We start from the raw sequence: 13949 nt of genomic DNA, 5'->3' as shown, positions 1-13949 counted from the left end.
TAATACTGAATAACGATATTAAGGAGAATTAACATACTTGATGGCTTATAATGCGCCTACAATTCGATGTGGAATATATAATTCCTCAAGATATGTGATATCCTCTGGGGTTAACGAGACGTTTAACGAACCAACTGCATCATCTAAATACTTCGTTTTTGTCGCACCAATAATTGGTGAAGTAACGCCTTTCACAAACTGCCATGCTAATGCTATTTGGGTCATTGTTACGCCATATTTTTCAGCAAGTTCATGTACTCGTTTTACAATATTGGTATCAGTTTGTTGGGTACTATCATATTTTTCGATAGCGGTTTTATCCATTTTGCTACGTAGCGTATCGGTCGTCCATTCTAATCGAGCAAGACGACCAGCAGCTAAAGGACTATAGGGTGTTAATGAAACATTGAATTGTTTACAAATTGGAATTAATTCTCTTTCATCTTCACGATACAATAAATTATAGTGATTTTGCATCGAGACAAATTTCGTCCAACCGTTTTGCTCAGCAGCAAGTTGCATATTATAAAATTGGTAGCCATACATAGCAGAAGCACCTAGTGCTCGCACTTTTCCAACTTGAACCAATTTATGTAATGCTTCCATCGTTTCTGCAATTGGTGTGGTATAGTCAAAACGATGTATAATATATAAATCGATGTAATCCGTACCTAATCGTTTAAGTGATCCGTCTATCTCTTTTTCAATTGCCCCTTTTGATAAGTGACCTTCATTAAAATAGACTTTGGTGGCCAAAACAACTTTATCACGAGCAATATTTTTTTTGATTGCTTGACCTAGATACGTTTCACTGGTTCCTGCTGAATAAATATTGGCAGTATCAATAAAATTGATACCCAAATTTAAAGCATGCTGAATAATAGCTTCACTCTCACTTGGATTGAGTGTCCATGCATGCATTTTACTGGCTGGATCGCCAAAACTCATGCAGCCCAAACAAAATCGTGACACTTTAATATCGGTATTGCCTAGTTTTACATAATCCATGATATCCCCCTCTTTTTCCCAACCTAATTGTAATAGTCAGCATTGAACATTGTTGAATCTATTCTAAAACGGAATGTCAATGAGTTAACTCAGCGATTCTTTTAGAGTATCATGAATTAAATTCACCAATACTGTCAACATGCACAACTTTAAGAACATTTAACTGTATTTAAATTAGTTTTAATAGCGTTAAAATACGAATGATTTAATACGTTATGGCATTCATTCCCATAATTCAGCTTGTACCAATCTGATGCCTTATTTAAGTTATAAACATATAATTAATAAAATTAATGATAAAGTAATCGTGAGTTAAAAAGTGCTCAACACCATTAATATGATTAATATATAACCAAAAACAACACATTTTTTAGTAATGTAATGGTCATTATTGCACATTTTATACACTTTCTTTACTTAATTATGCTATTTGCTTAATTAAATTTAATCAATTAAATTTAATTATTTAATCATTAATTTCATCATACAAACTACTTTTTCAACTGAATTCAACTCATGCAAACATGATTATTTATCATTTGTCAGTCGAGAGTGCATAAAATCTAATATCCCCCTACTTTTTAATTGAACAGGAGCTCTTGATGGATTCACAAATATGGGTTTTAGGTGTGTTGATTAGTAGTATATTGTTAATAGTTATCAGTATTGTAAAATTGAAGCTTCATCCTTTTTTAGCCCTGCTATTATCGAGTTTTTATGTGGCCATATTAATGGGCATGAAACCATTAGCAATGATAAGTGCAATTGAAGATGGTATCGGTGGAACACTTGGCTTTTTGGCTGCCGTAATTGGTTTAGGTACTATTCTAGGCAAAATGATGGAAGTATCCGGTGCAGCAGAACGTATTGGGATAACGTTGCAAAAAAGTCGATGGTTATCTCCCGAAGTCATCATGGTGTTAGTTGGTTTAATTTGTGGTATCACCCTATTTGTTGAAGTAGGTGTAGTTCTTCTTATACCTTTAGCATTTTCGATAGCCAAAAAAACACAAACTTCGCTATTAATGTTAGCTATTCCATTATGTACCGCTTTAATGGCCGTACATTGTATTGTTCCGCCTCATCCCGCCGCATTATATGTGACCAATGCTTTAGGGGCAGATATTGGTAGTGTGATTTTATATGGCTTATTAATTGGACTTATTGCCTCATTAGTGGGGGGACCTATTTTTTTACGAATCATTAAAAATAAGATGCCATTTAAAAAAGTCCCTGAAGAGTTTTCTGATTTAAAAGTGCGTACTGAAGACGAATTACCTTCCTTAGCAGCCACTTTATTTACGGTATTATTACCCATAATATTAATGCTGATCAAAACCACAGCAGAGTTAAATATTGATAAGACTACGTCCTTGTATGCAACGCTGGAATTTATTGGAAACCCTATTACTGCAATGTTTATTGGTGCATTTGTTGCTTATTATGTCTTAGGTCTTAGACGCGATATAGGGATGAATAAATTATTAATTCATACCGAAAACTGCTTTTCATCTATTGCTAATATTCTACTAATTATCGGAGCTGGAGGCGCATTTAACAGTATTCTAAAAACCAGTGGATTAAGTGATAGTTTAGCCAATATATTATCGCAATTAGATATGCATCCGATCTTATTAGCTTGGCTTGTCGCCATTATTTTGCATGCTGCGGTCGGATCAGCAACGGTTGCTATGATGGGAGCCACAGCGATCGTGTCACCTATGCTTAGCATGTATCCTAATGTCAGTCCCGAAATTATTACATTAGCAATTGGCTCAGGTGCAATTGGTTGTACAATTGTGACCGATTCATTATTTTGGCTGGTTAAACAATATTGTGGCGCAACAATGACCGAAATCTTTAAATATTATACCAGTGCTACTTTTATCGCTTCTGTGGTTGCGTTAATTTGCACATTTTTATTATCAAGTATTATTTAATCATTCAACATAAGGGAGCCAAAATGAATCAAATCGAAATTGAACGACTTATTAAAGATAATCCTTTAGTTGAAAAGCTGATTAAACTTGAACCCTGTTACTGGTTTAATCCAAATATTACAACATTAGAAATAGGATTAAATTATGTGGGACTTGATCAACAAGATATTGCCGAGGCAAGCAATCGCTTAAAACGATTTGCCCCTTATTTAGCCGCTGCTTTTCCAGAAACTTCAGCAACAAAAGGCATTATTGAATCTGATGTAGTTGAGATAGATCATATGAAAACAGCCTTAGAAACACGTTATAATCAAAATATTGCTGGTAAGTTACTGTTGAAAAAAGATAGCCACTTACCTATTTCCGGCTCAATAAAAGCACGCGGAGGTATTTACGAGGTTTTAACGCATGCAGAAAAGTTAGCCATCGAGCAAGGTTTATTATCTTATCAAGACAACTATAGCAAACTGTTTTCTGATAAATTTAAACAGTTTTTCAGCCAATATAGTATTGCGGTAGGATCAACGGGTAATCTTGGCTTATCGATTGGTATTATGAGCGCCAAATTGGGGTTTAATGTTAGTGTTCATATGTCAGCAGATGCAAGAGAATGGAAAAAACAGAAGTTACGTTCTCATGGGGTGAATGTTATTGAGTATCAGCAAGATTATGGCGTAGCGGTCGAGCAAGGTCGTAAAGCCGCAGAGTCGGATCCTAGCTGTTTTTTTATCGATGATGAAAATTCCAAAACCCTTTTTTTGGGTTATTCCGTTGCTGGTGAGCGTCTAAAACAACAATTTGACCAAAAGGGCATTGTCATTAATCGTGACAATCCTTTATTTGTTTACTTACCTTGTGGTGTGGGCGGTGGACCTGGCGGTGTAGCTTTTGGTTTAAAAATGGCGTTTGGTGATCATGTCCATTGTATCTTTGCTGAACCTACCCACTCACCTTGTATGTTTTTAGGTGTTTATACAGGCTTACACGATAAGATTTCAGTGCAAGATATCGGCATTGATAATCTAACCGCGGCAGATGGTCTGGCGGTAGGACGCGCATCAGGCTTTGTCGGTCGTGCAATGGAACGTTTGTTGGACGGTTATTATACGTTGTCAGATCAAGAAATGTATGATTTATTATCTTTACTCAATCAAACCGAAAATATTCAATTAGAACCCTCGGCACTTGCTGGTATGAAAGGCGCTATCATAGTCAATCACGATTTACAGTATCAGCAACGTCTACAATTAACACCGCAACAACTAGAAAATGCTACTCATTTGGTTTGGGCAACAGGTGGCGGAATGGTACCAGCAGAGGAGATGCAAAAATATCTTAATGCCGGCACCAACTAACTATCCATGACAGATAAATATCCAATAATGATATTTATCTGTCATGAAACGCATGCTTATTATTCTTTAACACATCAACATTATTTTATTCACAGTGAAATAAAACGAGAGCCTAGTGACTTAATCTAAGCGATGTTATCAGATAACAGCGTTTAATAAACGCATATAAGCTGACATTGTGGGTTTAGCGATATATCGGCATGATAAAATAAAATTTAAATCACCTAGATATTCCTTATTATGCGAGCGAATAAAAATATAAAAAGAGAATATAAGGAAAAGTCGACGGTATTTAAAAAGTATGATTAACTTTTTAGGAACGTATTGCTTTCAAATGAAATGAATTATTTTTGTAATATTTGCTTATTTTTTAAAGCGCTGTCAAAGTCAGCTACAAATATTTATCGCAGGAACTCTTATTGTCAAAACTGTTATAGCAAGAACGAGTTTATGGATTGAATTGGTGCCAGTGGTCGGACTCGAACCGACACGCTTTTAAGGGCGGCGGATTTTGAAAACTAAAACCAACCATTAAAAAACAATAACTTAAAAATAAATCAATAATTTACAATGTCAATAAAAGGCGATATTAGTCAATAATGGGCAACTCTACCGCCAATTTACCGCCATTTATTTTATGTTTGATAATGGATTTAGTGAGGTTGCTTCCTCAAGATGATCTGGCGCAAAATGAGCATAACGCATTGTTGTTTTAATGTCAGTATGTCCCAGTATTTTTTGTAATACTAAAATATTACCGCCGTTCATCATAAAATGGCTGGCAAAGGTATGACGCAGTACGTGGGTTAATTGCCCCTCAGGTAATTCGATCCCCGCCCGTTCAATTGCTCTTTTAAAAGCTTTTTCATGTGTTCCGCTAAAAATCTTATTATTTCGTTTGGGAATTTGGTTATATAGTTTTTTCGTAATTGGTACCGTACGATTGCGACGCCCTTTTGTTTTTGTGTAGGTGATTTTATAAGGTTGTATTTGTGTTAACTTTAAATTGGCTATTTCAGACCAGCGCGCCCCTGTTGACAGCCCAATTTTGACCATTAATAGCAAATTAGCAACGTTGCTACTTGCACATTCATCTAATAATAATTTTATTTGTTCATTAGATAAGAACGCCATTTCTGATTCATCGGTTTTAAATTGTTTGATATTGCCGATCGGGTTGGGTTGATTCCATTCGCCAAGGCGTGCCAGTTCGTTAAACATGGCGCGCAAATAAACCAACTCAAGATTAAGTGTTCTTAACGATATTGTTTTAACTGAATCAGTTCGATAAATTTCGCCGTTCATGCGCTTTTTGCGGTAATCTGTAAATGTTCTAGTAGTGAAATCATTGACTAAAGGATCATTAGTTGACCGGCAAATAAACTCAAGTATCTTCTTTACTCGCTCGCCGTCTTTTAGTGTCTGCCCGTGGGACTGGTACCAAGTATTAACCAAATCAGACATACGCCGGCGATCTTGTTTTTCAGCTATCCACGGCTTAGTCGCTGCTTGTTCATCAATATAATTTTCATATGCTAGCGCTTCGCCTTTCGTGCCGAATGTTTTACGGATTCTGCGCCCACCGTCTAAATATTTTTCAAACAGCCACTTGCCGCCGGATTTTTTACGTACACTCATCCCAGAATTTTAGCCTTTTGCGCTTGGAATTCTTCTTCTGTGATAATGCCCTTTTCTTTTAATGATGCTAGGCGTTCTAATTGCTCAAATGGGTCATTACTAGCGGCATTTTGTTGGGTGTTTGTGCTTTGCTCTTTACTTTGTTTTAGTTCTTCTATTGCTTGCTTAACCATGTTGGTAAATGGTACCACGCCTTTTTTTGAAACATTTTCGACTGTGTAAGTGTGTCCGTCGGCGGCGATTGTAATTTCACCTGATAGAAATTTGGTTTCCCCACCAACTGATGAGATATGACTTAAATCTAACGCAACTTGTTTTAATCCAAAAAAAATTCCTTTATCTAAAAATATTACCCTATGATTGGTTAAAATAATTAACCATGTTTTACCGTCCATTTTTCCCGATGAAACAGCGATTGGCGCTTCGCCGGGCATTGCGATTTGCGGAAAGTGCAAAAATTCTTTTTTTGTAAAAAAACCGTCATCATTAGAAAGTTTTTTTAATCGTTCAAATTCGGCTAGTAATTCAGCCTTTGTTGCTGTTTTATAATCAATCATTTCTACTGCTCCTTTAATTTCTTTCATTATTTAGTTCTTAAAAATACTACTCTTTAATAACTGATATTCGTCATCAGTAATAGCGCCACTATTTTTTAGTGCTGCAATTCGCTCCAGTTTCTCTAATGCCTCGGTCGAAACCTCGATTGCTCCCCTTTCTTCTGTTCCCCTATTTATCCCAGGATTTCCATTGCCAGTACAAAGCCATATAGGATTAACTCCGGTGTCTAGAATACATGTCAAAACAAGATCGTGAGGGAAAGATTCCCTGTGTATTCTATTTCCTATAACGCTGGCAGAAACTTTCATTAAATCGGCAGCATCTTTAATTGTTCTCACATCATAAGCAATCATTATTCTTTCTATAACATTTCGAATATTTAAATCATATTCCATTTAATCACCTCAAAAATAATAACATATTGTTATTGACACTTAACAATACGTGATGATAATCTATAAAACATAACATAACGGATGGACTTTAACCGTCAATAAAGGTCAATAATTCCAAAGAGGACATAATGCACTATGCAAAACGCAATTTCAATCAATTTAAATACAGCGCCGTTTGTCACCGTCGATCGATACTCCGAATTAACGGGGCTACCGGTCGAAACGGTCAAAACGCACATCAAAAAGGGGCTTATCCCAACCAAAAAAAAACCGGTATCAGAAAAATCGAGCCGCACCCGCACCCTGATCAATATGTTTGAGATTTCGGCTGTAGCGGCATCGGAAAGCAAGATCAAAATCAATCTAAATTTTGGAGGCTAACATGAGCCACGCAATCTATTTGAGCCCTAAATCGTCTAATACGCCTACTGTGATCTACGTTCGCGTAAATCAACATAATTCGGCAGGTTGGATCGAAAAAACTAACGGGCAAACAATTAAATTATTTAAAAAATTAATTTCTCGATGAGGTGTTTATGTTTGGTGATGAATCAATAGAACGGGCTAATGAATTGAAATTTGAATGCGATGCAATAAAAAAAAGCATTTTAAAAAGTGCAGAAAATCTGCACTTAGATCCATCTCATCTTGCTGATGAATTGATTAAAGCCTTTATAAAGGTAAATCAACATTATCATCATCAAGATCACGCTGAAAACGATGTGAAAGCGCACTGATAAAATCAGCTAGATTTTCAGCATCAGCTTTGTTCATTTTTATTTCCTCTTTTTTTGTTAGGGAATTTAATTATAACAGGTTCTTTTTTTGTTGGGGAACAAAAAAGAAGTGCGGGGCTAGGCGCACTAAATCCTAGTCATTTTAGGGGGTTACATGAACGCAATACCAATACCAAACACTCAAACAAATATCCCACGTAATTTTTTACGTGATTTTCACCAAATTTTGAGCAGTAAGCGCAGTCTGGCTCGTGCCGCGTTTAACCGATTGGCACCGGATCAAAAACGGCTGTTATTGCTAGCTGCGGACGTTGGCGCTCGATACAGTCACGTCAACGCAGACGGCGCACCCGCGTACACGTTCAATTTAAATTTTGATTCCCTCACAGACGACGAGATCGACCGATTGAAACGGGGATTAAACAAACTGCAAATAATTATTAATTCGTTCGCGTTGTGTGAGCGGGACGATTTTAAACGGGAGAATCGACAATGACAACAGCACCAAAAACACCAAAAACACCAGAACTAACACGCCAATTGTTCGTAACGATAAATGATGCCAAGCGTGATTTACGCCGCGGGTTGTGTGACGTTTTTACTGCTAAGTTGGAACGGTTAGCCGCACATATTCGTTCTGACGATCTGAGTGCGTCCGAGGCGGCGGATCTACTGCGTGACGAGGCGGAATACATGCGCGAACAAATGCGGGAGGAACTTTAACGTGGCTGATTTAGCGGATATTGCTCAGGAACGGATCGACATTTTTACCACTGCCGCGCTGAGCAACAAACACGTTTACACCGGTGAATCGGCACGTTTCTGCATCAATTGTCAGGAGCCTATCCCCGACGAGCGCCGTCGTGCAATACCCGGTTGCAGTCTGTGTATTGACTGCCAACGCGAGGAGGAACTACAAGGGCGAAATTTTGTTTAGTTGTCATTTTCGTCCAATTGGACGTAGATCGGGGCTGAGTTACGCAGCACTCATATATAGAAATTTTTTTGGAGATAACTCAATGTTTAACTCGTACAAAATCGTGACCGTTTCGGATTCTCAATTTGAACTAATTGCCCGCGGTTGTATTTCAGCGGTTATTGTTAATGATCCCGTCCTACCAGAAATACAAAAAACAGAACATTTTATTTTAGCCCACGGCGACGCCGCAATGATTGCTCGTGTGGATCGACATTATCCCAGCGCTATCACCGGCCGCGTGGTTATTGAATTTAGTTTAGTTGAACCGCGCAGTCACAACGAACAATTCGAGCTAACCGAATTGTGCGTAGAACAACTCAAACGGAGTTTTTGCCCTCAAATCTGGAGCTAAATATTATATGTGTGTAGAAAAAATAAAAATCCGACATCCTCTATTGAGGTATTTTGGCGGTAAATTTAGACTGGCCCCGTGGATAATTTCGAATTTTCCTAACCATTCTGTTTATGTTGAGCCGTTCGGCGGTGCGGGTAGTGTTTTGCTACGAAAAAATAAAATCGCCCGCGAGGTTTATAACGATATTGATTGTTCAGTGTTTAATTTATTTAAAATTTTACGCAATCCTCAATCTGCAAAAAAATTAATTCAGTTAATCGCGTTAACCCCGTTTCACAGAAACGAGTATCTAAACGCCTGTTATTGCAATAGTTCTGACGAAATAATTCAGGCTAGTCAATTATTAATCAGATCGTTTATGTCGTTTTCTTCAAATGGGGTACATCAAAAAAATTCTGGGTTTTCTGGTGGCACTAAAAAGGGGGGCACCACCGATGCAACAACGTGGGCAAAAATACCTGCTAATTTGTTGGCAATTGTTGAGCGATTACAGGGGGTGATTATTGAAAATATTTCCGCGATCGAATTGTTAGATCGGCACGACAGCCCAGAAACCCTATTTTATTGCGATCCGCCCTACCTGCACGCAACCAGAACAACTACCACGGGATATCAATACGAGATGACGTTGGTTGATCATGAAATTTTTTTAAACAAAATTAAACGCGTCGAGGGGCGGGTTGTTATTTCCGGTTACAACAGCGAGTTATATAACGACATGCTAAACGATTGGGACAGGAAATGCACTAATGCACGAGCTGCGTCACAACGTGGCTCAATAATTAGGACTGAATGCATTTGGATTAAATATTGAAATTAGAGGAAAAACGGATGACTGTCCAAAAATCATTTTTAAAATGGGTCGGGGGGAAGTCCCGTATTATCGACCAATTGTTACCTCATCTCCCTGTGTCAGACACTCTACGGCTGATTGAGCCGTTTGTTGGTGCGGGTAACGTGTTTGTAAACACAAATTATAAAAATTATCTGTTATCAGATAAAAACAGCGATTTAATTAATGTGTACGTTTGGCTGAAAAATGACCTCACGAGGTTAATTAACGCTACCAAAAAATTATTTGATAACGACGTTGATTTTTATCAGATACGCACTCAGTTTAATTGCCGGCTATTTCCCCCGTCGTCGTTGGAACGTGCGGCGGCGTTCGTTTATTTGAATCGTCACTGTTTTAATGGAATCTGTAGATATAACCAGCGTGGCGAGTTCAACGTACCCAGCGGCAAATATAAACGCCCCTATTTTCCGCAGGATGAACTGATCTCATTTAGTAATAAATTGATATCCGTACCCACTGACATTATGGCGGCGGATTTTACCACAATAATTAAATCTGCTGGTTTTGGCGACGTTGTTTATTGTGATCCGCCGTATATATCAGGTACCAAAAACGATATTTTTACCGGTTACACCGCTCACAAATTTAACTACCCAGTTACTAAATTATTACACGATTTACTCGTCCACGCTGTCCAACGAGGTGCGTCGGCGATCGTTTCTAATAGCGATAACCCAGTCGTACGAGGCATTTTTAGTGAGTTTGAAATTTACGAAATCGACGCCCCGCGCTCAGTTGCAGCCAACGGCAACCGCAGATCGGCACGTGAAATTATTGCTGTTTTAACGCCGGATATGGTTTAGAGGGGGGTGAGCATGAACGTACTATCACTATTTGACGGCATCAGCTGCGGCCGTGTTGCGCTCGAACGTGCAAATATTCCCGTATCTAAATATTATGCTAGCGAAATTGACAAATACGCAATCCAGATCAGTCAAAAAAACTATCCCGATATTATTCGTTTAGGAGATGTAAATAATTGGGAAAGTTGGGATATTGACTGGTCTCAGGTTGATCTGATTCTGGCCGGCTCTCCCTGTCAGGGGCTCTCATTCGCAGGTAAACAACTGGCATTTGACGACGCACGCTCAGCGCTATTTTTTAGATTTGCTGAAATATTGGCACATGTTCAGTCACTCAATCCTGATGTTAGATTTTTACTCGAGAACGTACGAATGAAAAAAGAATATGAGAACGTGATTACGTCAATTGTTGGTGTTGAGCCGGTCATTATAAATAGTGCGTTGGTATCAGCGCAAAACCGTAAACGATTGTATTGGTGTAATTGGAATGTAGAGCAACCAGCAGACAAATGTATTTTTTTACGCGATATTTTGTTGGAGGATTGCTACGCATTAACCGACAAATCACAAACAATATTAACCACATTATTCAAGGAGAATGAAAAATCGATGCTGAAACGGAAAAAAATGGGGTTAATTGTTAGCGATCATTTATGTTCTGATGCCTGGTTAAAATGGTGGCGTAAAAACGGCGATTTTCAAGCACAAAAAAAATACTCATGCATTTGTAACCATGCGCAAAAGGCTATCACATTAACCGCTCGTCAATACGCCAGCTGGAATGGTAATTTTTATCAATTGGGCGACAAAAAATTTAGAAAACTGACACCTGTCGAATGCGAACGACTTCAGACATTACCGGATAATTTTACCGAGGGGGTTAGTAACTCCCAACGCTATAAAATGTTGGGCAACGGCTGGACAGTTGATGTTATTGCATACATCCTCAGATCAATGAAATAACATGACCACCTCAATCATTCAGCGATTACCACCAATCAGCGATAGGGCGCGATTTGCCCTGTCTGTTGTTGTTCGTGATTTTTACGATCGCGTCGGGCAATTTTTGCCAAAAAAATTTATTCAACCCAAATCGCCGCGTAACACTGAGCGTCGGGCGCCGGCTGACCTGTCAATTATTGAGCGCCCGCTGTGGGAACAAATTCCGCATGAGTATAGCTATTTTCACCCATTTTTTAGTGATACACCGCAATTTGTCGGTAGTTATTTTGCTCGTAAATACGGGGAACTATACCAAAAACGCGGATCCAATGCTGCCAACACCTATTTACGGACGTGCGGATTAACCCGTTGTACGCGCGTGCAGGCGCAGTATACGTTTAGCGCGGGGGGTAGTTTAATTGCTCAGACGTTTTACAGGCAATTGTCGTCCCTGCCAACGTTAGACAAATCCGACGTTGACACGCTCAGTCAAAAAATTGGTGATTATTTTCATAATTTGGTGTTGCAATATCTGGATACTGACGAATTTAAATTGACATCGGCCGATTCAACCGTTGACGAGTTGCCTCTCTATCGATTTGCCCTGGAGCAGTTGTCTGCGTTAAAAATCACCGCCCCCTATTACACTGAATACAAAAAAAATCAGATTACAGGGCACCAAATTGTTATAGCGCTCGCTAAATTGTCAGACGGTAACTGGTGGAAAAATCAGCTCCGCCGCCGCTGGGCATTCCAGCGTGAACATTTGGCGATCGCCGCTGGGCAGGTTCAACGGTTAGCCAGTCCATACGCCAGTCGCACCTGTGTTGGTGAATGGCGCGAACAGAAACGCAAAAATCGAGAATGGCTCAAAAACCAATGTATCGAAAATGCCGAAACCGGCGAACAATTCGAGCTGGTTTTGCAGGTTGACAAATCGAACGCCAACCCGGCGATCCGTCGCTGCGAACTGATGATCAGGATGCGAGGGTTTGAGGATATCGCCGACGAATTCGGTTATCAAGGGGCATTTATAACATTGACTGCGCCATCAAAATATCACTCTGTACATGCACAAGGCGGGTTTGTTACCAATTGGAGCGGCGTCACACCACGCGACACACAGCGTTATTTATGTGGCGTCTGGGCAAAAATTCGTGCCAGCCTCAATCGTCGTGGTATTCAAATTTTTGGTTTTCGGGTTGCTGAGCCGCATCACGACGGCACCCCACATTGGCATATTTTGGTATTTATGCGCCCGGAACACAAACAACAGTTACACGACATTATGCGGAAATACGCACTAGACGAGGACGGCGACGAGCCAGGAGCGCGTGAAAATCGATTTAAATTTGTTGATATCGATAAACAGCGGGGGTCTGCCACAGGGTACATCGCTAAATATATTTCAAAAAATATCGACGGTTACCAACTGTCCGATGAGGTCGACGACGAAACCGGGTTGAATTTACGGGATATGGCCAGAAATGTTTCTGCCTGGGCGAGCCGTTGGGGGATTCGCCAATTTCAACAAATCGGCGGTGCGCCAGTGACGGTTTGGCGTGAATTACGCAGGCTCGGCAGTCAAAAAATTGATAGTCCCGAAATTGATCCTGTTCTGGCGGCAGCAGATGCTGGGGACTGGGCAGCATACACCGAACTACAGGGGGGCGCAACAGTTAAACGCCGCGAACTGCGCGTTAGATTGTCGTACGAATCGGAACAAAACCAATTTGAGGAGGACGTCAAAAAAATTCGGGGGGTCTACTCACCTATTATTGGCGCCGTCTCATTTGTTTGTACACGGCTGATTAAATGGTTGATCGTACAAAAAAATAGGCGCGACAGCGCCCCTCGGAGTTCTGTCAATAACTGTACGGAGGTTGAAAAATCACCAACGGACGATCAGCGTCTAAAAATCAAAAAAGAACTCAAAAAAAGGAATATTTTATTTGATAATTGGCATATAGATGGTTTGCTTGCTGGAAGTTTAATCAGTTTTAATGAAAATATACTCTTCAAATGGCTTGGAAATAGATTGATTGATATAAATTTACCTAATTTTTCATCAACAAATGAAAGTATGCTTATAAAACGTAAAAACATCAAACAGATATTTGGTAAAAAAATTAAGCTAATATATCCAGAATTATTTAATGAGGTTTTAGATAACTCAAAAATACTGGCGGCTGAAACTTTATTAAAAACCAGATTACAAGATGAATTTATTAAAAAAATGTATGAGCCGGAAAATATAATCAAACCAACAACAGAACAGAGATCATCAAATGATATGTTAGATAAAATTTTCCAAACCCTAGAAAAGAAAAATATTAAATTTAGCGATTGGCTTAAAAACCCAAATATTTTGACCAGTTTTTAA

Annotated in this window: 14 protein-coding genes; 10 read left to right on the top strand and 4 right to left on the bottom strand. The window is 39.1% G+C overall.

Annotation, left to right across the window (positions count from 1 at the left end; translation table 11 throughout):
- Positions 1–45: 45 nt before the first annotated feature.
- Complete coding sequence (locus A9G10_RS03745) at positions 46–1008, bottom strand: aldo/keto reductase (protein ID WP_065558343.1); 963 nt, start codon at positions 1006–1008, stop codon at positions 46–48.
- 602 nt (positions 1009–1610) lie between these two features.
- Here A9G10_RS03745 and dsdX point away from each other — a divergent pair.
- Both dsdX and dsdA read left to right on the top strand, forming a co-directional pair.
- Entirely contained in the window at positions 1611–2948 is a 1338-nt protein-coding gene (gene dsdX, locus A9G10_RS03740; RefSeq protein WP_065558342.1) for a D-serine transporter DsdX, read from the top strand.
- Between the two features lie 23 nt (positions 2949–2971).
- The gene (gene dsdA, locus A9G10_RS03735; RefSeq protein WP_065558341.1) at positions 2972–4303 is read left to right on the top strand and encodes a D-serine ammonia-lyase; all 1332 of its coding nucleotides are present in this window, start codon (positions 2972–2974) and stop codon (positions 4301–4303) included.
- 630 nt (positions 4304–4933) lie between these two features.
- On the opposite strand, the gene A9G10_RS03730 is transcribed toward dsdA, so the two are convergent.
- Genes A9G10_RS03730 through A9G10_RS03720 form a run of 3 tightly spaced genes read right to left on the bottom strand, consistent with a single transcriptional unit; the run spans position 4934 to position 6894 of the window.
- Positions 4934–5941, bottom strand: coding sequence for a phage integrase (locus A9G10_RS03730; protein WP_143425944.1), 1008 nt, complete (start codon positions 5939–5941; stop codon positions 4934–4936).
- Complete coding sequence (locus tag A9G10_RS03725; RefSeq protein WP_218837326.1) at positions 5938–6525, bottom strand: PH domain-containing protein; 588 nt, start codon at positions 6523–6525, stop codon at positions 5938–5940. The genes A9G10_RS03730 and A9G10_RS03725 overlap by 4 nt, the downstream gene beginning before the upstream one ends.
- A 3-nt stretch (positions 6526–6528) precedes the next feature.
- Positions 6529–6894, bottom strand: coding sequence for a helix-turn-helix domain-containing protein (locus tag A9G10_RS03720; RefSeq protein WP_065558340.1), 366 nt, complete (start codon positions 6892–6894; stop codon positions 6529–6531).
- A 135-nt stretch (positions 6895–7029) separates the two neighbouring features.
- On the opposite strand from A9G10_RS03720, the gene A9G10_RS03715 reads away from it, so the two are divergent.
- The 8 genes from A9G10_RS03715 to A9G10_RS03670 all read left to right on the top strand — a co-directional run bounded on the left by A9G10_RS03715 (position 7030) and on the right by A9G10_RS03670 (position 13949).
- Positions 7030–7275: a hypothetical protein gene (locus A9G10_RS03715; RefSeq protein ID WP_065558339.1), complete on the top strand. Its 246-nt coding sequence runs from the start codon at positions 7030–7032 to the stop codon at positions 7273–7275.
- An 848-nt stretch (positions 7276–8123) separates the two neighbouring features.
- A complete protein-coding gene (locus tag A9G10_RS03700; protein ID WP_065558336.1) occupies positions 8124–8354 on the top strand; it encodes a DUF2732 family protein in 231 nt (76 codons plus the stop codon).
- 1 nt (position 8355) lies between these two features.
- Positions 8356–8568, top strand: a complete 213-nt coding sequence (locus A9G10_RS03695; protein WP_065558335.1) for a TraR/DksA C4-type zinc finger protein — start codon at positions 8356–8358, stop codon at positions 8566–8568.
- A gap of 82 nt (positions 8569–8650) precedes the next feature.
- On the top strand, positions 8651–8962 hold the full coding sequence (locus A9G10_RS03690) for a hypothetical protein (protein WP_065558334.1): 312 nt from the start codon (positions 8651–8653) through the stop codon (positions 8960–8962).
- Positions 8963–8969: 7 nt separating this feature from the next.
- A complete protein-coding gene (locus A9G10_RS03685) occupies positions 8970–9779 on the top strand; it encodes a DNA adenine methylase (protein WP_065558333.1) in 810 nt (269 codons plus the stop codon).
- A gap of 17 nt (positions 9780–9796) precedes the next feature.
- Positions 9797–10624: a DNA adenine methylase gene (locus tag A9G10_RS03680; protein ID WP_065558332.1), complete on the top strand. Its 828-nt coding sequence runs from the start codon at positions 9797–9799 to the stop codon at positions 10622–10624.
- 12 nt (positions 10625–10636) lie between these two features.
- Positions 10637–11587 (top strand): DNA (cytosine-5-)-methyltransferase, encoded by a 951-nt coding sequence (dcm, locus tag A9G10_RS03675; RefSeq protein ID WP_065558331.1) that lies wholly within the window; start codon positions 10637–10639, stop codon positions 11585–11587.
- A gap of 1 nt (position 11588) precedes the next feature.
- Positions 11589–13949, top strand: a complete 2361-nt coding sequence (locus tag A9G10_RS03670; RefSeq protein WP_065558330.1) for a replication endonuclease — start codon at positions 11589–11591, stop codon at positions 13947–13949.

It is taken from the genome of Gilliamella sp. wkB308 (genome assembly GCF_001690185.1).
GTDB classification, from domain to species: Bacteria; Pseudomonadota; Gammaproteobacteria; order Enterobacterales; family Orbaceae; genus Gilliamella; species Gilliamella apicola_I.
Note: the sequence above shows the minus strand (reverse complement) of the source record. Positions and strands in the feature narration are given on the sequence as shown.